Here is a 24,193-nt window from a genome sequence, read left to right as displayed (position 1 = left end):
TGAACGTGCCGGTTTCAAGTCACCGGTAACCGGTTTGCATTATATTACTTCTTTACTCCCTCCTGCAACTCCAGCAAATACGCCTTTATAAAATCATCCAGATCGCCATCCAGCACGTTTTGTGCATCGGTGCGCTCCACACCGGTGCGGGCATCCTTCACCAGTTTGTAGGGATGCAGCACGTAATTCCGGATTTGCGAACCGAAATCAATTTTCATTTTGCCCGCCTCAATCTTGTCGCGTTCGGCATTTCGCTTTTCCAGTTCCAGTTGGTACAACTTTGATTTCAGCATTTGCATGGCGCGCTCGCGGTTGGCGTGCTGCGAACGCTCCACCTGGCACACGATAACAATGCCGGTAGGCTTGTGCGTAAGCTGCACTTTTGTTTCTACTTTATTTACATTCTGGCCACCGGCACCGCCCGAACGGGAGGTTTGGATTTCCACATCAGCAGGGTTCACCTCAATATTTATGGTGTCATCTACTTTTGGATACACAAACACCGAAGCAAACGAGGTGTGCCTGCGCTGGTTCGAATCAAACGGTGAGATGCGCACCAGCCGGTGCACCCCGATTTCGGATTTGAGTTTGCCGTAGGCAAACGGTCCTTCAATTTCGAGCGTAGCCGATTTGATGCCGGCCACTTCACCAGCCTGGTAATCCACCTGCGTTACCTTGTAGCCGTTTTTTTCACCCCACATAATGTACATGCGGTTCAGCATCTCGGCCCAGTCGTTACTCTCGGTGCCACCGGCACCCGGGTTAATTTCGAGTACGGCACTGAGCTGGTCTTCTTCGCGGCTCAGCATTTTTTTGAACTCAAGCTCCTCCACCGCCTTAGCCGTTTTTTGGTATTCACGGTCGAGTTCTTCCTCTCCTACATCACCCGCTTCATGAAACTCATGGAGTACATCAAGGTCTTCAAGCAGCTTGTTTACCTTTTCAAAAGCATCCGTCCACACCTTTTTGGTGCGCAGACTCTTTAAAGTGGTTTCGGCTTGCCTGGGGTTATTCCAGAAATCGGCCTGGTGGGTAATAGCCTCCTCGTCTTTTACTTCAACGATTTTGCGATCGTAGTCAAAGATACCTCCTCAAAGCCTGTACGCGGCCTTTTAAATCTTTCAGTTGTTCGGTGGTCATGATTAGTAGTTATGTGGCAAATATAAATGGTTTAGTAATTCCTTCTTACCTTCATAACTCCGTTCGCCATTTCAGACTTACTAAATAGAATCCACAATCAACAATTTTAATGCAAAAAACGCTACTCACACTCCTTGCCCTAACCGCTTCATGTGCGATTAAGCAGCCTCCTGCTCAACATGAATTTAGGTTTCTGTGGACAGCCGGATGGAGTACAGATGGAACCTACATTGCCGTAGGAGGCGACAACGGAAAACTGGTTATTCTTAACGGAATTCATCTATCGGTTGTAAAAACACTTTCATTCGACAGCATGACAATTCCAGCCGTTGCCTGGCACCCTACGCAAAATCTGTTAGCATTTAGCGCTTATCCCCATAACAGGAGGTTGGAAACACAAACACTTCAACTTTTGAACATGGAAACCGGCAAATTGATGGAATTGGGAAAATATGCCGGACGGGGACTCGATTGGAGTCCGGATGGGAGCTACCTTGCTTTAGGAAGAGATGGTTTCATTACCATTTTTTCGATTGACGGAAAAAAGATCAGAGACATCAAACATCCATCAGGCAGGAGTCTTTTCTCCGTTTCCTGGCACCCTGCCAAAAACATTATTGCTGCTGCTGATAATGACGTTCGATTGTTCGATACCGAAACAGGTGAAGAAATACGTTCGGTTAAGATTAGCAATATCAACAAGGCCATCCTGTGTGTCCGATGGCATCCTTCCGGAAAATTTTTCGCGACAGGTGACTATGGCCACGAAGGAGAAACCGAACCTTCTTATTTGAAATTCTTCAGTGAAGAAGGTGAACACGTGCTTACCATGACCGGTAGTAACGGGCCCTACCGTGGCATGGAATGGAACAAAGATGGAACCAAACTTGCCACAGCAAGCGATTCACTTCGCATCTGGGCATTGAACGGCAAACTACTGGTTACAGCCAACAACGGCTATGGTGCCATCTGGGGAATTGATTGGAACGATAATCTATTGGTAACCGGAGGTTGGGAAAATTCAGTTTCAATTTGGAATGACAAAGGCACGTTGTTGAAAGCACGTTAGTTGCTCTTTCGGTTCCTCATACTGCCTTCATACAATTCATACTCCAGCAGCCGGCAATCGAGTTTGGCCGAGTAAAACTCAATTCTGCGGCTTGTGCGTAAACCGATTTTTTTTGCCAACTCAGGGTTACCGGTAAAAATATAACCGGTATAGCCCCGGCATTTTTGTTTCAGAAAGTCACCGATACGTTTATAGGTCCCTTCGAGTTTTGCCTGCTCGCCCAGCCGCTCGCCATATTCGGGGTTAAAAAAAACCACGCCACCCTCCCCTTCCGGGATTGGTGTTTGCTCAAAATCGCATTGTTCAAAATGGATCAGGTTTTCAACGCCTGCATGCGCAGCATTTACTTTTGAAATCGCAACGGCATCGCCACTGATGTCGGTGGCTATTATTTTCAGATTAGGAATTACTTTAATTGCGTTCTGAAGTTTACGAAGTTCATTTTGGTAAACAACCTCATCATACCCGACAATGTGCATAAAGGAATAATTTTTCCTGTACAAGCCGGGTTTGCGATTGGCAGCCAGCAAGGCCGCTTCGATGGCCAGCGTGCCCGAACCACACATGGGGTTGATGAAAGGCGAAACTCTGTTCCATTTACCGGCAAGAATAGTTGCAGCAGCAAGCGCTTCCAGCATCGGGGCCTTTCCCGGAATTTTACGGTAACCGTGTTTTGAAAGTGTGTGACCGGATGTATCGAGAAACAACTCGGCATATTTTTCCTTCCAGAACAGGTGAATAACCACGTGATCAAGTTCCGGCCCGGAATCCGGACGTTTGCCGGTTTTTTCTCTGAACCGGTCGGCAATGGCATCCTTTACCTTAACATTAACAAACAACTCGTTGTTTACAGATGGATGATTTACATTACAGGTTACTGAAAAAAATCCGCCTGCCGGAATAACGACTTCCCATGGAAATTTTTTTACCTGCTCATAAATATGATCAGGATGGTTAGCCTGAAACTCGCGCAATGAATACAACACCTGGCTGGCACACCGCAGGTTGAGGTTAAGCCGGATGCAATCATTAATGGTGCCGCGAAGCTCAACACCGGTTTTAAAAACGCGGGCTGGTTCAAAACCCAGTTCTTCAATCTCCTGCTTCAGCCATGGCGAAAGGCGGCTGTTACAGGTAACGATGATGCGCGAACGGTTGGAGGTTACATCCATAAGTTACCAATCTACAATCACAGCCTTTTTCTTTCTGCCCAATACAAAGTAGTCGTTATTGACAACCTGCATAGCTGTACCTGCACCAACCAGCAAAGCGGAAGAAATCAACACCCCGCTGTGTACGGTGTACGGATCATCGCGAACCAAAGTGGTGTTTACCAAATCACCCAGAAAAATCATTAAGCCGGCAGCTATTAATCCCTTACCAATGGATGCCGTTCGAAAACCGGAATTAGGCAGGTCAGTCAGATCAATTTTTTGTAACTGGTGCGTATAGGTTGTGTCCTCGCCAATCCGGAAGTAATCCTGATGAATGCCGGCAATAAATCCGCGTGTAAAGTGATTCCGATCCTTACGCTTAAACCGGATGTAATCGCCTTCTTTAAATGAAAAAATGGTATTGTCGCGTTTCAGCAGAATCAACCGGTATTGAGCACTACCCCACAAAGGCAACAGCAGAAAGAAAATCAGACTAACCTCTTTCATTAAAACCGGAACTGCCCGAAAATAGGCATTCGGCTACATCTTCACAATCCAGTTAAACGGATCAGAGGCCAGGCCGCGCTTGATGTTATCCAGTTCTTTTAAGATGCGTGTGGAGTATTTGCGCTCGCTTACCGGAGGTAAATAATAATCCTTATCGTTATAACCAATGAGTTCAATCGGGGCGATGGTAGCTGCCGTGCCGGCACCGAACGCTTCGGTTACCGTACCCTTTTCCAGACCTTCGATAAGCTCTTTAACGGAAATTCTTCGCTCCTCAACTTTCCAGCCCCAGTGCCGTGCAAGTTTCAACACGCTGTCGCGGGTAATGCCTGCTAAAATGGTATCGGTTAATGCCGGAGTTACCAGCGTATCGTTTATCACGAACATCACGTTCATGGTTCCGGATTCTTCAATAAACTCATGGTTCTTGCCATCGGTCCAAATCAGTTGATGGTAGCCCTTATCCTGCGCCAGCTTGGCCGGGTAAATGGCACCCCCATAGTTTCCGCCTGCTTTGGCGTAACCGGTGCCGCCATCGATGGCGCGGGTATAGTGGGTTTCAATCCGTACTTTCACCGGTGTGGAATAATACGCACCAACCGGACAAAGAATGATCATAAACGTGAAATCGGATGAAGCCTTGATGCCGATGTATTCATCGGCCGAAAACATAAACGGCCGTATGTAGAGCGATGAACCATCAATAGCCGGTATCCAGTTGCGGTCCAGATCAATTAATGCAATCAAACTATCCATGAACAGCTCTTCAGGTATGTGCGGCATGCACATGCGTTCGCCCGAAATGTTCATGCGCATCCAGTTATCGTGCGGCCGAAATACAAGTGCTTCGCCATCGGGTCCGCGAAAGGCCTTCATGCCCTCAAAAATAGCCTGGCCGTAATGCAGGGCCGGGGTTGCCGGGCTAATGGGCATATAGCCATACGGAACGATGCGGAAATTCTTCCATTCACCGTTGCGGTAATCGGCCATAAACATGTGGTCGGTGTAAATCTTGCCAAAGGGAATGTTGGCAAAATCAACTTCGGCCAGCCTCGACTCCTTTACACGGTGGATGCTGATGTTCTGCGTAGCGACCATTTTTAAGGGGTTTTGCGGTTGTTGCGCCCGCAAGTTAAAAGATATTTCTGAACCGACTAACGGCTGTTAGGGCAAACGGTTGAGGCTTTTGAAAATCAAACCTACATTCTTGGTTTCCAGGGGGTTTCTTCGGCACCCAGTTCATGGGCCATTTTGCGGGCCAGCACGAACAAATAATCCGAAAGCCGGTTCAGGTATTTTATTACAACCGCTTCTACCGGTTCAACGGCATTGAGTGCTGTAACAAGGCGTTCGGCCCTACGGCACACCGTGCGGGCAACGTGGCAAAATGAAACCGACTGGTGGCCACCCGGCAGTACAAATGATTTCATGGGTGGTAACGTGGTTTCCATTTCATCAATCTGCTGTTCAAGAAACCGAACATCCAATTCTGACAATGCCGGAATTTTAACTTTTGTGTTACCGGGTTCGGTGGCGAGAATGGAACCAACAGTAAAAAGCCGGTCCTGAATTTCTATCAGTACATCTTTTCGCGCCTTATTCACCGGCTGATCACGCACCAGGCCGATGCAGGAATTCAACTCATCAACAGTTCCGTACGTTTCTATGCGAAGGTCAGCTTTTGAAACCCGCTTACCGCCAAATAAAGCGGTGGTGCCGGTATCGCCTGTTTTGGTGTAGATCTTCATGCTACGAAGGTGATGATTTACCGGATAACCATCAAGGTCAAGCGCGGGGCTTAGTGTGCTGCTGCCACCGGCTTGCCGCGTGTAACGTGTTCGTTTTTACGATCCCACTCCACCAGTCCGTCACGCAAGCGAACAATGCGGTGGGCATAATGGGCGATGTCATCTTCGTGGGTAACCATGATGATGGTGTTGCCTTTATCATGAAGTTCCTGAAAGAGGTTCATGATGTCGTACGAGGTTTTGGTATCAAGGTTACCGGTGGGTTCATCGGCCAGAATGATGGAGGGGTTATTCACCAGGGCACGGGCAATAGCCACACGCTGGCGCTGCCCACCCGAAAGTTCATTGGGCTTGTGATGCCACCGGTCGCCCAGGCCTACGCTTTCAAGGGTTTCCATGGCTTTGTCTTCGCGTTCGCTGCGGCTGTAGCCGGCATAGATCAGCGGTAGCGCCACATTTTCGAGCGCTGTGGCACGAGGAAGCAGGTTAAACGTTTGAAATACAAACCCTATTTCCTTATTCCTCACTTCGGCCAATTCGTTTTCAGTCATCTCACTCACCACGTGGTTATTGAGGATGTAGGTGCCGGAAGTGGGTGAATCAAGACAGCCTACAATATTCATCAGGGTTGATTTTCCGGAGCCCGAGGGCCCCATAAAGGCAACATACTCTCCTTTATTAATACTGATGGAGATGGATTGCAGGGCACGCACCTCGTTGTTGCCCATTTTATAAACCTTTGAAATATTGTGCGTTTCGATGATTTTCATATGCGGTGCAGTTTGCCTGATTGTTAAACTGAAGATCTTCTATTTTGTTTCACCCACGCTAAAGCCGGAACCAAAATAAACACGGTAAATCCGGTTATAACCAAAGCCATAGCCAAAAGGATGATGATTTCGGATAAGTGGTACGCTGGCAGCTATTAGTATAAAACCTAAGGCCCAAATTACATCCAACAGGGGGCTTTTTCTTTGAACTGGGGCAGCTTTCAGCCCTTCCACAGAATCCGTAAAAAGGAACTTCAGTTTATGGTAATCCCAGGCCAACAGGGCGAGATTTAAGATGAGCAATACCAAGTTTACATAGGGCGTTCCCCGCCACTCCAGCGAAATGGTTACTACCCATATATTGAGCACAATGGGGAACAACAGTACCGCACCTATCGTGGCAAACCGGTGCGAAAGTAACAGCACTCCAACAACTACCTGCGACCAGGCGATGAACCGGGCGTAGAGCCCCAATCCATACGGAGCAAGTTTTTCCTCAAGCCACACCGGGCCGATGATGCCCGGAAAATTTTGCGTAAGCTTCGCCATCCCTGCTGTAAAGAAGATCAGCCCGAGGAACAAACGAATACCTGTAATACTGAATTGAAGAAGCCGGCTTTTGCTATTCATGTGCATTAGGACGATGGCCGCTTGATAAATGTTACGATCTGCCGGATAACCTCATTGTCTTTTAAAATACGGGTATGCCCCAGGCCGGTGGTGCGAAGCAGTTCTGCTTTCGGATAGGCTTTTTGTATGGCCAGCGGGTGGTTCATGCTTACATCGCGATCGTCTTCATCGTGCACCAAAAGCAGTTCCATCGGTTGCTTTACTTCTTTAATTTTATAGCTGGCTGTAAAGGCATCAAACGGCTTTCCGGTTTTTTGTACTACATGCTTCTTAAAAAACTGTTTCGTTTTTTCCGATCCGTTTATTGCCCGAAGGTAGGTATCGATAATCTCATCACCTATGGTGGGGCTGGCAATGTTAATCAGTTTTTTTACCGGCAACCCGTGAGCTGCCGCAACGATCACGGCTGCACCGCCAAATGAGTGTGTAATAACAGCATCGGGTGTGCCGTGTTGCTCAAATAAAGTTTTTAATACAACTTCATATTCACGTATGTCAGTACTGCGACCTTCCGATTTTCCGTGTGCCGGGCCATCAAAACCAACTACGGCATAACCTGCCTGCAGGAGCGGCTTAATAAACCGCCTGAACTGCGTAGCCCGGCCGGCCCACCCGTGTACCACCAAAACAACTTTTGAAAAACTGCCCCACCGGTAACATTGTATTCTTTTTCCGGCTGCGGTTATTGAAAATTTTTCGCTGAACGATTCAGCCTTGATTTCTTTTTCGGTTGGCTTATAGCGCAGCGGTGCAAAAAAAATATAAACAAACAGGCGGTAAGCTAAAAACGGAATTACCTTTTCCAATTTCGGATAAACCCAGCGAATAACTTTTAATGCCGGGGGCGTTTTATCTTTCTTCTTACCCATGCTGAAACTTCAACCTTTACCCCGGAATGGTAAATTCAAAAACAGCATCCTGGTAATCAAAGGTGTTGGTGTTATAAACCCGTTCGGTAAACAACACCCGGTTATTATGGTCGACCAGAATAACTGTAGAACAGCGTGAACCATAATCCGGACTCTTAATAAACATGCTGGAAAGCACCCGCTCCCGATCCAGCCCGATGCCGGTATCCGGCAACTTATTATCCGGTGCACGTTCTTCGTCATACAGCAGGCTAAAAAGGTTTTCGGGATCAACTTTATGTGTGGCAATAGCCTGGCTGAATTTTTCTTTACCGCGTGTTACTTTAGGCCAGGGGGTATTGAGCAGGTGGTTGCTTAAGCCATGCACCCCTTCGGTGAGTTTCTGTATGTTGCCCTGGTAGTTCGAATAGTAATACAATGCATCGGGGTAGCCCACCAGCAGGTTAAAGCCGTTATAGGCATTTGCTTTTTCTGCTACTGCATTCAAATAATCTTCCGGTTTGTCGCCATTCACGAGGTACTCCGAAACCAGTTCACCGCGCGAGGGCGCCACCGGTTTCAGGTTTTTAAGATCACGGTAGTTGGTAACCATGCTAAGTTTACCTTGCTTCGACATGGCCAGCCAGGAGCCGTTGGCTTCCAGGTCGCGCCCGCCCACAATGTGCGGATGATCTTCCCAAAAGTGAGCCGCAGCTGTTTTGCGTTTATAAAATTCATCGCGGTTGCCCGCCAGGATTAATTTATAACGGGGATGATTGTTGAGGGATATAAAAATCAGGCACATGCGTTACAAACACGTTCTATTTCCCGAAAAGTTCTAGTTGCGCGGGTAACAGTTGAAAACTTTTTCGATGCAGCGGAGTAATACCTAACTTCTTTATTCCCTCGCGGTGTTCTTCGGTAGGGTAACCCACGTTGGTCTCCCAGCCATATCCTGGAAATTCGGAGGCTTGTTTTACCATCAGTTCATCGCGGTAGGTTTTGGCCAGTACACTGGCCGCTGCAATAGAGAGGTAGGTGGCATCGCCTTTCACAATGCACTGAAAGGGCAAGTCGCCAAACGGCTTAAACCGGTTGCCGTCAATCAACAGCAGGTCGGGCTTGATCGTAAGCTTTTCAATGGCAAGATGCATTGCTTTAAAGGAAGCGTTTAAAATGTTAATACGGTCAATCTCTTCATTGTCTACTTCGGCAACAGCCCAGGCCAGCGCATCGCGCAGAATGTCTTCTTTCACCCCAATACGCTCATCATACGATAGTTGCTTGGAGTCATTTAACAATTCATGCCTGTAATCGTTGGGTAAAATAACCGCAGCAGCCACCACCGGTCCGGCCAGACAACCCCTGCCCACCTCGTCACATCCGGCTTCAATCAGGGTATGGGTAAAAGAGGAGCGCAGCATGCGTTCAAAGTTCACGATTCAAAATTCAAAATTCAAGGTTCAAAATGGCAGGATTTGATTAATCTTGAACTTTAAACCCTGAACTTTGAACTCCATGAATCCCTGGACAACCCTTTCTGCACGTGAAGTTTATGATAATAAATGGATTCAACTGACGGAACATGAAGTTTTAAATCCATCGGGCGGAAAAGGAATTTACGGCAAAGTACACTTCAAAAACAAAGCCATCGGTATTATTCCGGTTGACCGCAAAGGAAATACCTGGCTGGTGGGGCAGCACCGTTACACACTAAATGAACACTCCTGGGAAATACCTGAAGGTGGTAGCCCGTTGGGAGCCGACATACTGGAATCGGCCAAACGCGAACTGAAAGAAGAAACCGGCTTAACGGCTAACCGGTGGCAGGTGCTCATGCGCATTCATACATCCAACTCGGTAACCGATGAGGAAGGATTTATTTTTCTGGCAGAAGAACTTACCGAAGGTGCTTCAGAACCTGAAGAAACCGAAGGCGATTTAAAAGTGAAAAAACTTCCGTTACACGAGGCTATCACGTTGGTAATGAACGGTGAGATTACCGACAGCATGAGTGTTGCCGGTTTACTTAAACTGGCTCGCCTGAGAAAAATATAACCATCACTCACCCCATTAATTAAATCTGCAGGATGACCATCCGTGAGCACCTGAAAACAAACTTCTTTCTGGCCTACCCGGTTATGCTCAGCATGCTGGGCCAGGTGATGACGGGTGTGGCCGACAGTGTGATGATCGGGCAAACCGGTGCCACCCCGCTGGCAGCCGCTTCACTGGCCAATGTTGTATTTATTCTGTTGCTCACGTTCGGCATTGGCGTGTCGTATGCCATTACCCCGCTGGTAGCGGAGGCTGATGGCCGAAAAGACAAACACCAGGTTATTGAATCATTGCGCCACGGATTTATCATCAACCTGGCATGTGGTTTTATATTGGTGGCCATCGGGTTCCTGTCAACACCGGTATTGCATTATCTTAACCAGCCGGCTGATGTGGTTGAACTGACTATTCCGTACCTGCAGATCATTCTGAGCTCCATCTTTCCAACCATGGTATTTCAAACCTTCCGCCAGTTTGGCGAAGGGCTCCATCGCACCCGCATGGCCATGATTATTGTAATTACCAGTAATCTGGTAAATATTTTTCTCAACTACGTACTCATCTACGGTGAGTTTGGATTTCCTGAACTTGGTTTAAACGGTGCAGGCTGGGCCACGCTGATTGCCCGTACCCTAATGGGCACGTGGATGGCCCTGTACATTTACTTAGGCAAAAGTTTTCGCAGCTACCGCCCGGGTTTTGCGTTTGGAAATTATTCGCGCAAACTCATCAACCGCATGTTGCACATCGGCATTCCGGCCGGCATCCAGTTTATATTTGAAGTAAGCGCTTTTGGTTTTTCCGCTATCATGATGGGCTGGCTGGGAACCACAGCACTGGCCGCTCATCAGATTGCCATTAACCTGGCCACCATCAGTTATATGACCACCTCCGGTTTGGGCGCAGCCGCTACCATTCGGGTGGGCAGTTACCTGGGCCAGAAAAATTTCACCCTGCTTCGCCATGCAGGCTTTACGTTAATGGGCATGGGTGCCGTATTGATGACCGTGTGGGGAATTGTTTTTGTTGTGGCGCGATATCAACTGCCTGCACTCTACATAGACAATCCGGAGGTAATTGCTATGGCCGGACCGCTGCTGATCATTGCCGGATTGTTTCAACTTTCAGATGGCATGCAGGTGGTTTGTATCGGTGCGCTGCGCGGCATTCAGGATGTTAAAATACCATCCCTGCTCATTTTTGTTGCCTACTGGATCATCGGGTTGCCCCTGGGTTATCTGCTCGGCTTTTTGTTTGGCCTCGGTGCAAACGGAATCTGGATCGGATTACTTATCGGCCTTACCATAACGGCCCTGGCCATGTTTTTCCGGTTTAACGGGCTTACCCAAAAGCTGGCTGGCGGCAAGTCGGCAGATTAGTGTATTTTGGTGGTATAAACCTAACCCACGCCTATGGCTGCCGAAGCATTACCGGTGCGCTACTCGCAAACTACCATTACCGAACTGATGATACCCGCTTACGCCAACTTTGGCGGAAAAATTCATGGCGGTATTTTGCTTTCATTAATGGATAAAGTAGCCTATGCCTGCGCCAGCAAACATGCGGGCACCTATTGCGTAACGGTAACCGTTAACCGGGTGGAGTTTCTGCAGCCCGTTGAAGTGGGCGAACTGGTATCCATGCACGCTTCGGTAAATTATGTAGGCACTACTTCGCTGATTGTGGGCATTCGGGTTGAAGCCATGAATGTGAAAACCAATACCGTTAAACACACCAACTCCTCGTTTTTTACCATGGTGGCCAAAGGCGAAGACGATAAACCCACACCGGTGCCCAGGCTGATTCTTGAAACCAAAGAGGATGTAAAGCGCTTTATTGAATCGATGCAGATGAAGCAGATTATCGGGTCGGTACGTAAACAGATGGACGATGCCCGGTCGCACATTGAGGTAGAACGGGCCAGCGAACTGCTTAAAAACGAACGATGCATTCTGCAATTTTAGATTGTAGATTTCGGCTTGTAGATTTAAATCGCTCAGTACTAATCATCACTCCATGAAACTATTTCGATACCTCCTGTTCCTGGTTGCCTTATCAACCTATGCCCAGTATCCTTTAATTCTCTCACAGCGCGAGCAGGCGCGGGTTGTGGATGAGTTGCTGGAAGAGCGCATCCGCACGGTGCTGCCGAAACTCATGCGCAGAGAAGGTATTGACCTGTGGGTGGTGATGAGCAGCGAATACAACGAAGACCCGGTTATCCGCACCTTTCTGCCGGCCACCTGGTTTGCGGCCCGCAGAACCACCATGCTGGTAATGTTCGATCGCGGAGCCGATAAAGAACCGGAATGCCTGGCCGTTTCGCGGTACGATGTTGGTAAAATTTTCAAACGCTCGTGGGACCCTGACGCCCAACCCGACCAGTGGGCACAACTGGGAAAAATTATTGCCGAACGGAATCCGAAAAAAATAGGAGTTAACATATCAGACCACTACGGCCATGCCGATGGCTTAACCCATTCGCATTACAACAAACTGATGAACGCCCTGCCTAAAAAACTGCAGAGCAATGTAACATCGGCCGAAAAACTGGCCGTGGGCTGGCTGGAAACCCGCACCGAACGCGAGATGACCATCTACAACCAGATTTGCCGTATCGCACACGATATTATTAAAGAAGGTTTTTCCGACAAGGTTATTCATCCCGGTATAACCACTACCGATGATGTGGTGTGGTGGTACCGCGAAAAAATTAAAGAACTGAAACTCGACACCTGGTTTCAACCCTCGGTTTCCATCCAGCGAAACGAACCGGAAGCCATCTTCAGCAGGCGGCCACAACCCTATGTTATCCTGCCGGGCGATTTACTGCATGTTGATTTCGGCATTACCTACCTGCGCCTGAATACCGACACGCAGCAGCATGCATACATACTCAAACCGGGTGAAACCGATGCCCCCGACTACCTGAAGAAAGCGCTCGCCACCGGCAATAAATTACAGGATATCCTAACCGGTAATTTCAAAGAAGGCAAAACAGGCAACCAGATACTGGCCGATACGCGCAGGCAAGCCATTGAACAAGGTATTACACCATCAATTTACACGCACCCCATCGGCTTTCACGGCCATGCGGCCGGTACTACCATCGGCATGTGGGATATGCAGGGTGGTGTGCCCCACACCGGTGATTACCCGATGCACTACAATACAGCCTATTCTATTGAACTGAACTGCACCGTTAACCTCCCGGAATGGAAAAAAGACATCCGCATACAACTGGAGGAAGACGGCTATTTTGATGAAACCGGTTTCCGGTATATTGACGGCCGGCAACGGGAACTGATACTCATTTCAGCACAACAGGGTATTAACGGAAATTAAGAACATGAAAATGATAAGGGTACTCTACACCGGATATGCCCTGTTGGTGTTCAGTATCCTTTTTTTAATTTTCTTTTTTCTGCTGCTGATACCCATTTTCTTTCAGCGTAAGCATCACCTGGTGGGCGTTCTTAACCGGTGGTGGGCCCGTTCGTTATTCTTCCTCACCTTTCTGCCGGTAAAAATTGAGTGGCGGTTTAAACCCGACCCGCGAAAGCAATATATTTTTTGTCCAAACCATTTCTCTTACCTGGATATTCCCGCGATGGGCCTGAACAAACACAACACCATTTTTGTAGGTAAGAACGATATGGAAAATATTCCGCTGTTCGGATTTATGTACCGCAAGCTCCACATTACGGTTGACCGCTCAAAACTGAAAAGCAAATTCAACACCTTCATCCGCTCATGCCAGGCTGTTGATGAAGGTAAAAGCCTTGTTATTTACCCCGAAGGGGGAATCATTTCAGAAAAAGAACCGGTAATGGCCCGGTTAAAAGACGGAGCCTTTCGCGTAGCCATCGAAAAACAAATTCCATTAGTTCCGGTAACCATTCCGTTTAACCGGGTAATTTTGCCCCCGGATGAGTTTCTGCTTCGCTGGGGCAAGGTAAAACTGATATTTCATGAACCTTTAGAAACTTCAGGAAAAACGCTGGAAGACATGCCCGCATTGAAGCAGCAACTCTATTCTGTTATTCAAACCGAACTGAACAGGCACTATGCAACTTGATAGCAACTTGCTGGATAAACTGGCTCACCTGGCCCGGCTTGAACTTAAGCCGGAAGAGGCTGACACCATGCTTGCTGATATGAACGCCATTTTGGCCTGGGTTGAGAAATTACACGAAGTTGACACCACAGGCGTAGAGCCGCTCACCTCCATGAGCCATGAAATTAATGCCTTTCGCGAAGATGAAGTTGGTAAACATCTCGACCGCAGCGAAGCACTTAGCCAGGCCCCCGCTACCAATGGAACCTTCTTCAAAGTGCCCAAAGTTATTGAGTAACCTTAGTACACGCTATACGAAGCAGTAAACCGGCCGTTTGTGCACCGGATAGCGGTGTTGCAGGTTTGCGAATAAGCAAGAAATTCAAACATACCCGAAATAATGCTTTGCTCCTCATCATGCCCCGTGATTGTGAGGACACCCTGATAAAACTCATCTGACGTGTACAGGCAGTTAGCTCGGTGTAATTGAAAATGCACATAGGCTTCTCCGGGCTCATTAAGCAGGTAAGTACCCGGCTTTAGGGCAGTTGTGTTAACAACAAACGAAAGCCTTTCGGCAGCGTCAGCACCTGATCTAAACGATAAGCAAACTGATTGATCGAAATAATGTACCTGTGTTTGCAACGGTGAAGAAATAAATTGTTCATTGTTGAGTACATACGCCAGCGAATGCTCAGCGTATATCGTGCCTTCCGGTAACTCAGGCTGCTCCATGGCCGGCTTTTGATTCCCTGAAAAAAACATGCCTGCCACAAGCGAACCAACCAGCAAAACCACCGGCAATAACATTTTAAACAGCATGTTCAAAACTAACCGAAGGTTATTAAGTTCAGTAAACCGTTACGTTACGCAATGCTTATCATTATGTTAATCCATTAAAATTAAATTAACAGAACCCGGCAGGGAGCCTCATAATTTTCTATACTTACACATGCAATCATTGTACTTCTGGAAAAACTGGTCGGGTGATTACCGCGCTTTTTGGTATTTGTGCAGTACCTTACTGGCAGCCGGGCTGATTTTTTTGTGGCTCAGCTATTTTAAAGGTCCGGCCAATGTTACCAATTGGGAAAAACTACACGAGCAAAAAACAGTAGAGACTGTTACTCATACCTTTGAGGTGGGCAGTTTTGAGTTTTCAATTCCGGTTGAATCGTATTTGACGTTTGAGTTTTTCCGGGGCAGCACTCTTACTCCAAACACAACGGCATCCTACCTGTTTCTTGCAGGTTTAGTGCTCAGCGCTATCATTATTCTAACGGTAATCACAACCTTAACATCACGCTTCTGGTACTATACGGGCATGGGCCTCTTTATCTTATTTGTAATAAGCCTGCGCCTGGAAGTACTGCAGCTATTTGGAATTACCGGGCAGCTTATACCGCTTACTATTATAGGCATGTACGTGCTTGTAAGTTTCTATTTCAGCTTTATCAAAACAACCTCGACCTTTCTGCTTCGCTTTCTGGTATTCATAACTATAACCCTTGGGCTCGGCTTTCTGATTGCCTATTTCTCCGGGGTTTACTTTCCGTTTCTGCACCTTTCATCCACCGGTTACATCGCGGGCCTCATCCTTACGGTCTTGTTTATCCTTATGGTTGCCCATGAGATACCGGCTTCCTTCGTGTTTCTGGCCAGCCAGGGCACCGCTACCGGCAAAAGCCTCCGGCATTTTGTCATCATTAGCATTGTGTACCTGGTTAACCTGTGGCTCGTGTATTTTCACGAAGCCCGAATCATCGAATGGAATTTTCTGTACATCAACCTGTACCTGCTCCTCACCGTTTCGGCCCTGCTGGGCATCTGGGGATTTAAAAACCGCGAAGTACAATACGAAAATATTGTGCCCTTTTATCCTTTTGGCGCTTACTTCTACATGGCCATGGCTTTTATAGCCTTCGCAACAACTGCCAACCTGTTAGGCAACCACAACGATGCCGCTCTGAAAATCATCCGCGACATCATCATTTTCAGTCACATCGGTTATGCCATCATCTTTTTGCTGTATGTGATATCCAATTTTATAGTCATGCTGGCCGAAAATTACCCCGTACACAAAGTGCTTTACCAGCCCACCCGCATGCCGTACTTTACCTTTCGGCTGGCTGGTTTCATCGCCACGCTGGCATTTGTTTTTTACATGAACTGGAAGGAATACGTGTACCACGGGCTTTCAGGATTTTACAACAACATGGGCGACCTGTACATCAAACTTGACCAGCCCGCCTTTGCCGAAGCCTATTACATAAAAAGTAAATCGTACGGTTTTCAGAATAACCGCGCAAACTATATACTGGGCGATTTGGAGGCGCGCAGAAACAATTTTGACAACGCCAGTAACCATTATGAACTGGCCAACGGAAAACGGCCTACCGAATACTCACTTATCAACCATGGCAATCTGTACGTGAGTGCGGGCAGTACGTTTGCAGCTATACCGTTATACCGTAGTGCACTTCAAAAAGAAAACTCCCCGTACATTCAGAATAACCTGGCAGTTGCTTATGCCAAAGTACACAAACTCGATTCGGCTGTAGCCTTGTTTGAACTGGCCCGTAAAAACAAGGCCACTAAACAAACGGCCGAAACCAATTTTCTTGCTCTCATCGGGCAGGAGTTTATCCCGGTTAACGTTGACTCCGTTTGCAAACTCTTTCAGCGAACCCCGGGCATCGAAAGCAATGCCCTGGCGCTGGCCACGCTCCAAAAGCAAAAGGTTAATTTTCAACAATCCCTTCGTGAAACACAACTCAGCCTGCTCACCGCCACGCGGCTCAATAATTACCTGGTGTATGCACTGAAAGAACTGGATACCGCCTTCATCGAAAACACGTTTCGAATCGCTTCAGATCCGGTTAACGAATACTACAGCGAAGCGCTTAAGTCAACCCTGGCGCATGCGTATTATCATCAGGGCAATGTAACGAAAGCCATGGCCACTTTGGCCGAGTTGGGTTATCTTAGCCAGGCGCGGCAAGGCGAGTACAACTACCTTCTTGGATTATGGACACTGGAGCAAGGAGCACCCGAACTGACTGTTTCACATTTTTCCAATGCGGTAGACACTGATTATAAAGATGCCCGTTACTACCAGGCCATTGCATTAGCCGAAGCGGGCCTACGCGAAGAGGCGCTAAATGCTTGTAACGCATTACTTACTGACACTGATTCCGTTGTACAGGAAATCGGCAGGCAATTAAAAAAAGTTCTTTCAGTTCCCGTTTCTGCAACGGCTTCACTTTCCGACCTGGAGCGATACCAATTCGTCCGGTACCGGTTAACCACACGAGACACGGTGATTTTTAAACGTTTGATAAATGAGTTTACGAACACAGAATATCGTGCCCTGACTTTTTATGAAATGGGTGTGCGTCAGTTAAAACTTGCACGATTGAGTCAGGCTAAAAAATACATTGAACTGGCGGCCCGACAACAACTAACCGACCAATTGTTGCGGCAAAAAATCAGAGATGCGGAATGGCTTATTGATGTGGCCATTGCAGGTTACCCGGCTAAAATAGCAGATGATGAAGTTGCATTAGCAAATCCCTTACGGTTGTTACATGAAGCATTGGCCGCAGAACAACGGGGCGACAGCCTGAAAGCTAAATCATTCTTCCACATACTGGCAACTCATAATCCTTTTTTTGAAGAAGGTGTATTGGCTGCAGCCCGATATTTTAAGGGTCACTCATCCGAGCCTTTACAGGTTTACAACCTGCTTACCGATGCCATTTACCTGAACAAATATTCTTACCGGCTGCTGATGGCCTATGCTGAGGAAGCGGCCCGGCTGGGATTTGATGAATATGCTGCAGGAGCACGCGAACGCGCACACGAAATACAGTTGCGTAAATAAGCTCCTAAGATATGTGCGTGTCAACACGCTTGGCGGTTTTGCGCCTGTAATGCCTGGTCTTTTTGCCTTTCTTCTTTTTCTCTTTTGATTCTTTCTTAGCCAGTTTCAGATTCTCCCGGATTACCTTCCAGTAATCGGGGCCATAATCCACAAAAATTTCGGCACCTGCCGGAATATCTTTTTTTGATTCAATGTATGCTTTCAGTCCCTCGGTTATGTAATCGCAATTATTGGTAATCCCTTTTACCCGGCTCAATCCGCGGGCATCGTTTGCGTACCGGGCCAGGTGGCACAACGTTTTCCAGGCATCAATAACGTGATCGCGCTTAACATAAAAGATGTAAGCATTCTTACCATCCACATCCTCTACTTCCTTCCAGGTAGTAATCTTTCCTTTATATTCAACAACCTTAACCCCTTTGGGGATGAAAACTTTAGTGAAAAGACCCTTACCGGCATCGGGCAGGGTTGACTTCTTTACATACAGATGCTTTTCGTACAGCGCCATAGAACGGGCGCGAAGATAACAGAAATTGTGAACTGTAATGATTTAGCCGCTTTACCGAAAACACCTGAATTGGTAAAGTCTATATGAACAGAAAAAGGCATTCAGAATATTGCCCGAACTCATTACTTTTGCACCTCTTCGGGGTGTAGCACAGCCCGGCTAGTGCGCTACGTTCGGGACGTAGAGGTCGGAGGTTCGAATCCTCTCACCCCGACTCCGCCCTCCAAAGCTTTAGCTAAGGAGGGCTTTTTACATTTCATTACCTAAACTATGAATGTCAAGCAAATTCCACTAAACGACCTGCATGTAAGCCTCGGGGCCAAAATGGTGCCCTTTGCCGGCTTCAACATGCCAGTGCGCTATTCATCCGACATTGAAGAGCACATGGCTGTACGCAACAGTGTGGGTGTGTTTGATGTTTCGCACATGGGCGAGTTTACGGTAAACGGTCCGAATGCGTTGGATCTAATCCAACGGATTACCAGTAACGATGCCGCCAAACTCATCAACGGCCAGGCCCAATACTCCTGCCTGCCCAACGATACAGGCGGAATTGTGGATGATTTGATTGTGTACAAAATCAACGATGACAACTACCTGCTGGTGGTGAATGCCGGCAACATTGATAAAGACTGGAACTGGATATGCAGCCACAACTCAAAGGGTGCTGACCTGAAAAATATTTCAGATGATATATGCTTGTTTGCTGTGCAGGGGCCCAAAGCAGTGCCCACTTTACAGAAATTAACAAACACAGACTTAAGCGTTATTAAATACTACCACTTTGCTCTTGGCGAATTTGCAGGCGTGCCTGATGTAATCCTGTCGAACACCGGTTATACCGGAGCGGGTGGTTTCGAAATCTATGTTCATAAAAAATATGCCGAGAAAGTGTGGCACGCCATCTTTGAAGCCGGGAAAGAATTTGGCATTAAACCCATTGGCCTGGGGGCCCGCGATACCCTTCGCTTAGAAATGGGTTTTTGTCTTTATGGAAACGATATTGACGATACCACTTCTCCGCTTGAAGCCGGCCTGGGCTGGATAACCAAATTCACCAAAGACTTCATCAATTCTTCTTACCTAAAAAAACAGAAAGAAGAAGGCGTAAAGAAAAAGCTGGTAGGGTTTAAGATGATTGACAAAGGCATACCCCGCCATGATTACCTGATTAAGGATGCTACAGGAAATACCATAGGCAAAGTTACTTCCGGAACGATGTCGCCCATGCTGAATGTTGGCATCGGACTGGGCTATGTTGCCATCAGCCACGCCTCGCCCGGATCAGAAATCTTTATAGATGTGCGGGGAAAATTGCTTAAAGCTGGCGTACAGAAATTACCCTTTATCTCCCCCTCTCCCCGGGGAGAGGGGGCCGGGGGGTGAGGTTATATGAAAACCATTGATGTTTGCCTGAGCCCTGACCTGATGCACTTGTACCAGGTAAGCAACCGCACTGTTGTAGTAGTAGACATTTTGCGGGCTACCTCCACCATGGTTACGGCCCTGGCACATGGTGCCGAGAGTATTTTGCCGTTGGCCGATCTGGAAACCTGCCGCAAAAAGGGAATGATGGGTTACATTACCTCAGGCGAACGCGATGGCAAAAAAGTAGAAGGCTTTGATAAAGGCAACTCCCCCTTTGAATACATGGGCAGCGATATCCGCGGTAAGAGGATTGCCTTTACCACTACCAACGGCACGCAGGCCATCGAAAAATCAAAGGAGGCGAAAGAGATCATCATCGGGTCATTCCTTAACCTTTCTTCGGTAGTTAATTACCTGCTGCTTGGCGAGAACAGCGTACTGATTGTTTGTGCCGGCTGGAAAGGCCGGGTGAACCTGGAGGACACCCTCTTTGCCGGTGCAGTGGTAGATAAATTAAAAGATTACCTCGGTCCGGATTGCGATGCCCCGCTGGCAGCACGGCACTTGTACACCATTGCGAAAACCGGTATGCAACAATTTCTCAGCGAATCATCGCATGTTAAACGACTCAATAAACTTAACATTTATCAGGACTTTGAGTTTTGCCTTAACGTAGACAAGTACAAAATCCTGCCCCGGATTAAGAATGGCATTATCGTAGCCTGACTTTTAGTTCTTTTCATATACAGGCTTTCCTCCCACCACCGTTTTCAACACCTTTACATTTCTAATCTCAACGGGGTCAATCCGGGTAATATCCTTTTCCAGGATAACGTAGTCGGCCAGTTTGCCGGGCTCCAGCGAACCCTTAATACCTTCCTCGAAGCTGGCAAAGGCGGCTGTAATGGTGTAAGCTTTCAAGGCTTCTTCCACCGAAATTTTCTGCTCGGGAACCCAGCCTTCCGGATTTTTATCATCCAGTGTTCTGCGGGTAACAGCCGCATAAATGCCCTCCAGCGGAGTGGGCGGAGCAACAAACCAATCGCTGCCAAAAACAAGTCGGGCCCTGGCATCCAGCAGGGAGCGAAACGCATAGGTGGTTTTGCACCGCTCGTATCCGATAATTTTCTCAGCCCATCGGCCGTCATCAATGGCGTGGTAAGGTTGCATACTGGGTATCACATTCAATGAAGCAAACCGCCCGATGTCGTTGGGGTGAATGTGCTGGGCGTGTTCAACACGAAATCGCCTGTCGCGTTCACCGTTTTCTTTTGCTACGCGCTCGTAAACATTAAGCAAGGTATGGATGGCCTTATCGCCTATGGCATGCGTCATCACCTGCAGGCCGGCACTATCGGCTGATTTTATTCTGCGATATAATTCTTCTTCGCTGATAACAAAAAATCCTGCATCGTTCGGGCTGTCGGTAAAGGGTTCAAAAAATGCGGCCGTATGTGAGCCGAGCGAGCCGTCAACAAATTCTTTTAATCCGCCAATGCGCAGCCACTTGTCGCCATTTCCCTGTGCTTTAATTTTTTCATTTAATGTTTTCCAATTGGCCAGGTTCATGCCGGCATAAATGCGGGTTTTCAAATTTCCGGCAATGCGGGCGCGCTCAAACACGGTTATATAGCCGCTCATGTTATGGGCCGAAGTAACACCGCGTTCTGCCACATAATTCATGGCCGCTTCAAGTGCAGCATCTTCCTGTTGAATGGTGGGTGCCGGCACTTTTTCATAGATCATGCCCATGGCATTGTCTTTAAAAATTCCGGTTAGCCTGCCCTTTTTATCGCGCACAATGGTTCCGCCAGGTACATCTTTTACCTTATCCGTTATACCGGCTGCTTTCAGCGCTGCGGTATTGGCCAGGCACATGTGGCCGTCAAGCCGGTTTACCCAAACAGGATGATCAGGTGTTGCGGCATCAATCCAGTCGCGCGAGGGTAACTCACCGCCCCAATTCTCATGATCCCAGTCGCCATTCAAAATCCAGGTGCCTTTCGGTTGCGATTTGGCAAAATCGGCAATGCGCTGAACAAACTCTTCCTTTGATTTGGCATCGCGCAGTTGTACCGATGCCAGTGCAAAGCCGCCATCTACAAAGTGGGTATGGCAATCAATAAACCCGGGAACAATCAGGTTTTCGGAACCTACCTCAATGACTTTGGTTTCCTTTCCAACCCATTTTTTAATTTCATTGCGCATTCCCACGGCCACAATGGAGTCGCCAATAATGGCAAAACCTTCTGCATGGGGTTGGGTCTCATTGCCCGTCCAGGTGTTGCCGAATACCACTTGCTCGGCCACGGGGTGCTGCTTACACGCAGCAAGCAACCCGGTAATGAACAGAATCAGAATGGTCTTTTTCATTTGAGTTTAGGATTAGTTTGATGACGTTGTTGATCACGGTTTGTTTTCTTTTCAAGATTATTATGAAATGCTTTTGTCAGATCTGTGCCAGTCTGATTGGCGAGGCAGATCAGTACCCACAGCACATCGGCCATTTCATCGGCCAGGTCTTTGTTTTTATCTGATTCTTTTTCGGATTGCTCTCCATACCTTCGCGCGATGATGCGAGCCAGTTCGCCTACCTCTTCGGTAAGGATGGCCATATTGGTTAACTCGTTGAAGTAACGTACTCCGTGTTCCTTAATCCAATTATCAACCTGCTGTTGGGCCTGCTGTATAGTAATCTGATCAGACATAAGTAGTTAGATGTTAGACTTAAGACGTAAGACGTAAGACGTAAGACCTAAGAGGTAAAATTAAAGTCACAGGAGCCTTTTCCAGTCTTGCTACTTATATCTTAAGTCTTATGTCTTTTATCTATTCCAATTCTTCAAAATCAATATCCATCACCTCAAACTTTTCCCACCCTACAAAATCGAAATGCCACCATTCCGATGCATTGACCTTAAATCCGTGTTTCTCCATCACCGAAATTAATACCTGCCTGTTTCTGCGGATGACCGGATCCTTTACGGGCGTAGTGGGCCAGGCTTCTTTCTTGAAGGAATCGTATTCCGTAGGCATGGCCAATTCCTTTCCGGTTTTCAGATCAATAATAGTCATGTCAACGGCACAGCCACGATTGTGGCGTGAACCTTTGTACGGTGAGGCCACATAGGTTGTATCATGATAGGTTTCGTAAAACTTTACAGTTGCCGAATAAGGACGGTAGGCATCATAAATCTTAATGGTCACCCCTTCTTTCTTAAAATCTTCCTGTGCTCGTTTCAATGCTTCGGCTACCGGCTTTCGTGCATAGGCACGGGCCAATGTGTAAATCCGCTCACCGGTAAAGTTATTGGTAGTGGCATAACGGATATCCAATACAATTCCTGGAATTACCTGTTCAAGGTTGACCAACTCTTTCAGCGGATTTGCTTGTACCTGCTCGTGGTATTGCTCAATCCGCATGGGATGGAGGCCGTACCGGTACTGGGCATGCACCGGTGCGGATAGGACTACCAAAGGAAGAAGTAAACGAATCATTCGCTCAACAGCTTTCTATAAAGTTCATAATTCTCCGCATCAAAACAACAGAAGATTACCTGCTGCAGGCTGTCATTTTTCTTAATAAACGATTTCACTTCGTTTATGGCAATGCCTGCGGCCAATTCTTTCGGAAAACCATAAATGCCCGTGCTGATATTGGGAAAGGCTATTGTTTTAATGTTCTTCGCAACTGCCAGCCGCAGGCTGTCGCGGTAAGCACTCGCAAGCAGTTCCTCCTCGCCCTGATTTCCACCCTGCCATACCGGGCCTACAGCATGAATCACATAGGACGCTTTCAACTTTGCGCCAGAGGTAATCACCGCTTTGCCTGTAGAGCAGTAACCGATGCGGCTGCATTCTTCAGCCAGTTGCGGCCCGGCTGCCCGGTGAATGGCCCCGCAAACTCCGCCACCCGGCAAGAGTTTTTCATTGGCAGCATTAACAATAGCTTCTGCATCAAGTTGGGTGATGTCGCCCTGAATCACATCAACACGATCCATTATACTTTGTTCTTTGTATCAATGATAATCGTAACGGGGCCGTCATTAACCAGAGCAACTTTCATTTCTGCTCCGAATTCACCGGTTAGAACCGGTTTTTCCAGCGCTGCTTCAAGGGCTTTTACAAATTCTTCGTAAAGCGGTATGGCCACATCGGGTTTGGCGGCTTTGATATAGGAAGGCCGGTTTCCCTTCTTTGTACTGGCATGCAACGTAAACTGACTCACCACAAGAATATCACCTCCATCATCTTTCACACTTACGTTCATCACGCCATCGGCATCATCAAAAATGCGCAGGTTTACAATCTTGCTACTCAGCCAATCGATGTCTTCCTGCGTATCGGCATCTTCAATGCCTACCAACACCAATAATCCGTTACTTATTGCTGATTTAACCTGTCGGTTAATTTCAACCGATGCGGATGATACACGTTGTATTACGGCTATCAT

The 24,193-nt window shown here is 47.5% G+C and carries 27 protein-coding genes and 1 tRNA gene; 11 read left to right on the top strand and 17 right to left on the bottom strand.

Features of this window, described 5'->3' with window-relative positions; genetic code table 11:
- Positions 1–44: 44 nt before the first annotated feature.
- Positions 45–1,140 (bottom strand): peptide chain release factor 2 gene (locus HRU69_07115; GenBank protein QOI97271.1). Its coding sequence is split into 2 segments (ribosomal slippage): positions 45–1,079 and positions 1,081–1,140, totalling 1,095 coding nucleotides; the frame shifts between segments, so codons are not numbered across the junction.
- A 109-nt stretch (positions 1,141–1,249) separates the two neighbouring features.
- On the opposite strand from HRU69_07115, the gene HRU69_07110 reads away from it, so the two are divergent.
- Positions 1,250–2,209, top strand: coding sequence for a hypothetical protein (locus tag HRU69_07110; protein ID QOI97270.1), 960 nt, complete (start codon positions 1,250–1,252; stop codon positions 2,207–2,209).
- On the opposite strand, the gene HRU69_07105 is transcribed toward HRU69_07110, so the two are convergent.
- From HRU69_07105 to HRU69_07065, 9 genes are all read right to left on the bottom strand, one after another.
- Entirely contained in the window at positions 2,206–3,381 is a 1,176-nt protein-coding gene (locus HRU69_07105; protein QOI97269.1) for a class I SAM-dependent RNA methyltransferase, read from the bottom strand. The genes HRU69_07110 and HRU69_07105 overlap by 4 nt on opposite strands.
- A gap of 3 nt (positions 3,382–3,384) precedes the next feature.
- On the bottom strand, positions 3,385–3,870 hold the full coding sequence (locus HRU69_07100) for a hypothetical protein (GenBank protein ID QOI97268.1): 486 nt from the start codon (positions 3,868–3,870) through the stop codon (positions 3,385–3,387).
- Positions 3,871–3,903: 33 nt separating this feature from the next.
- Entirely contained in the window at positions 3,904–4,968 is a 1,065-nt protein-coding gene (locus tag HRU69_07095) for a branched-chain amino acid aminotransferase (protein QOI97267.1), read from the bottom strand.
- Between the two features lie 101 nt (positions 4,969–5,069).
- Positions 5,070–5,618 (bottom strand): cob(I)yrinic acid a,c-diamide adenosyltransferase, encoded by a 549-nt coding sequence (locus HRU69_07090; protein ID QOI97266.1) that lies wholly within the window; start codon positions 5,616–5,618, stop codon positions 5,070–5,072.
- A 50-nt stretch (positions 5,619–5,668) separates the two neighbouring features.
- Positions 5,669–6,382, bottom strand: a complete 714-nt coding sequence (locus tag HRU69_07085; GenBank protein QOI98853.1) for an ABC transporter ATP-binding protein — start codon at positions 6,380–6,382, stop codon at positions 5,669–5,671.
- Between the two features lie 45 nt (positions 6,383–6,427).
- Positions 6,428–7,018 (bottom strand): DoxX family protein, encoded by a 591-nt coding sequence (locus tag HRU69_07080; GenBank protein QOI97265.1) that lies wholly within the window; start codon positions 7,016–7,018, stop codon positions 6,428–6,430.
- A gap of 5 nt (positions 7,019–7,023) precedes the next feature.
- Positions 7,024–7,887, bottom strand: coding sequence for an alpha/beta hydrolase (locus HRU69_07075; GenBank protein QOI97264.1), 864 nt, complete (start codon positions 7,885–7,887; stop codon positions 7,024–7,026).
- 16 nt (positions 7,888–7,903) lie between these two features.
- Entirely contained in the window at positions 7,904–8,671 is a 768-nt protein-coding gene (locus tag HRU69_07070; GenBank protein QOI97263.1) for an NRDE family protein, read from the bottom strand.
- A gap of 16 nt (positions 8,672–8,687) precedes the next feature.
- Positions 8,688–9,290, bottom strand: a complete 603-nt coding sequence (locus HRU69_07065) for a ribonuclease HII (protein QOI97262.1) — start codon at positions 9,288–9,290, stop codon at positions 8,688–8,690.
- Positions 9,291–9,384: 94 nt separating this feature from the next.
- On the opposite strand from HRU69_07065, the gene HRU69_07060 reads away from it, so the two are divergent.
- From HRU69_07060 to gatC, 6 genes are read left to right on the top strand one after another with little or no spacing between them, the layout of a single operon-like run.
- Positions 9,385–9,924, top strand: a complete 540-nt coding sequence (locus tag HRU69_07060) for an NUDIX hydrolase (protein ID QOI97261.1) — start codon at positions 9,385–9,387, stop codon at positions 9,922–9,924.
- Positions 9,925–9,956: 32 nt separating this feature from the next.
- Positions 9,957–11,303 (top strand): MATE family efflux transporter, encoded by a 1,347-nt coding sequence (locus HRU69_07055; GenBank protein QOI97260.1) that lies wholly within the window; start codon positions 9,957–9,959, stop codon positions 11,301–11,303.
- 33 nt (positions 11,304–11,336) lie between these two features.
- On the top strand, positions 11,337–11,888 hold the full coding sequence (locus HRU69_07050) for an acyl-CoA thioesterase (GenBank protein QOI97259.1): 552 nt from the start codon (positions 11,337–11,339) through the stop codon (positions 11,886–11,888).
- A gap of 52 nt (positions 11,889–11,940) precedes the next feature.
- Positions 11,941–13,269, top strand: a complete 1,329-nt coding sequence (locus tag HRU69_07045; GenBank protein ID QOI97258.1) for a M24 family metallopeptidase — start codon at positions 11,941–11,943, stop codon at positions 13,267–13,269.
- Positions 13,270–13,279: 10 nt separating this feature from the next.
- Positions 13,280–14,002, top strand: coding sequence for a 1-acyl-sn-glycerol-3-phosphate acyltransferase (locus tag HRU69_07040; protein QOI97257.1), 723 nt, complete (start codon positions 13,280–13,282; stop codon positions 14,000–14,002).
- Positions 13,992–14,279, top strand: coding sequence for an Asp-tRNA(Asn)/Glu-tRNA(Gln) amidotransferase subunit GatC (gatC, locus tag HRU69_07035; GenBank protein ID QOI97256.1), 288 nt, complete (start codon positions 13,992–13,994; stop codon positions 14,277–14,279). The genes HRU69_07040 and gatC overlap by 11 nt, the downstream gene beginning before the upstream one ends.
- A gap of 2 nt (positions 14,280–14,281) precedes the next feature.
- On the opposite strand, the gene HRU69_07030 is transcribed toward gatC, so the two are convergent.
- A complete protein-coding gene (locus HRU69_07030) occupies positions 14,282–14,803 on the bottom strand; it encodes a hypothetical protein (GenBank protein ID QOI97255.1) in 522 nt (173 codons plus the stop codon).
- A 130-nt stretch (positions 14,804–14,933) separates the two neighbouring features.
- Between HRU69_07030 and HRU69_07025 the strand changes: the two genes are divergently transcribed.
- Positions 14,934–17,864: a hypothetical protein gene (locus HRU69_07025; GenBank protein QOI97254.1), complete on the top strand. Its 2,931-nt coding sequence runs from the start codon at positions 14,934–14,936 to the stop codon at positions 17,862–17,864.
- Between the two features lie 4 nt (positions 17,865–17,868).
- On the opposite strand, the gene HRU69_07020 is transcribed toward HRU69_07025, so the two are convergent.
- On the bottom strand, positions 17,869–18,372 hold the full coding sequence (locus tag HRU69_07020; protein ID QOI97253.1) for an SET domain-containing protein-lysine N-methyltransferase: 504 nt from the start codon (positions 18,370–18,372) through the stop codon (positions 17,869–17,871).
- A 139-nt stretch (positions 18,373–18,511) separates the two neighbouring features.
- Here HRU69_07020 and HRU69_07015 point away from each other — a divergent pair.
- From HRU69_07015 to HRU69_07005, 3 genes are all read left to right on the top strand, one after another.
- Positions 18,512–18,586: transfer RNA gene (locus HRU69_07015), tRNA-Pro, on the top strand.
- 56 nt (positions 18,587–18,642) lie between these two features.
- Complete coding sequence (gene gcvT, locus HRU69_07010; protein ID QOI97252.1) at positions 18,643–19,758, top strand: glycine cleavage system aminomethyltransferase GcvT; 1,116 nt, start codon at positions 18,643–18,645, stop codon at positions 19,756–19,758.
- 6 nt (positions 19,759–19,764) lie between these two features.
- Positions 19,765–20,466, top strand: coding sequence for a 2-phosphosulfolactate phosphatase (locus HRU69_07005; GenBank protein QOI97251.1), 702 nt, complete (start codon positions 19,765–19,767; stop codon positions 20,464–20,466).
- Between the two features lie 3 nt (positions 20,467–20,469).
- On the opposite strand, the gene HRU69_07000 is transcribed toward HRU69_07005, so the two are convergent.
- The 5 genes from HRU69_07000 to HRU69_06980 all read right to left on the bottom strand — a co-directional run bounded on the left by HRU69_07000 (position 20,470) and on the right by HRU69_06980 (position 24,193).
- Entirely contained in the window at positions 20,470–22,113 is a 1,644-nt protein-coding gene (locus HRU69_07000) for an amidohydrolase (GenBank protein QOI97250.1), read from the bottom strand.
- On the bottom strand, positions 22,110–22,448 hold the full coding sequence (locus HRU69_06995; GenBank protein QOI97249.1) for a nucleotide pyrophosphohydrolase: 339 nt from the start codon (positions 22,446–22,448) through the stop codon (positions 22,110–22,112). The genes HRU69_07000 and HRU69_06995 overlap by 4 nt, the downstream gene beginning before the upstream one ends.
- 121 nt (positions 22,449–22,569) lie before the next feature.
- A complete protein-coding gene (locus tag HRU69_06990) occupies positions 22,570–23,238 on the bottom strand; it encodes a M15 family metallopeptidase (GenBank protein QOI97248.1) in 669 nt (222 codons plus the stop codon).
- Entirely contained in the window at positions 23,235–23,744 is a 510-nt protein-coding gene (locus HRU69_06985) for an O-acetyl-ADP-ribose deacetylase (protein QOI98852.1), read from the bottom strand. The genes HRU69_06990 and HRU69_06985 overlap by 4 nt, the downstream gene beginning before the upstream one ends.
- Positions 23,741–24,193 (bottom strand): D-tyrosyl-tRNA(Tyr) deacylase, encoded by a 453-nt coding sequence (locus HRU69_06980; protein QOI97247.1) that lies wholly within the window; start codon positions 24,191–24,193, stop codon positions 23,741–23,743. The genes HRU69_06985 and HRU69_06980 overlap by 4 nt, the downstream gene beginning before the upstream one ends.

The organism is Flammeovirgaceae bacterium (assembly GCA_015180985.1).
Taxonomy (GTDB): Bacteria; Bacteroidota; Bacteroidia; order Cytophagales; family Cyclobacteriaceae; genus UBA2336.
This window is presented reverse-complemented; position numbering and strand designations above follow the sequence as displayed.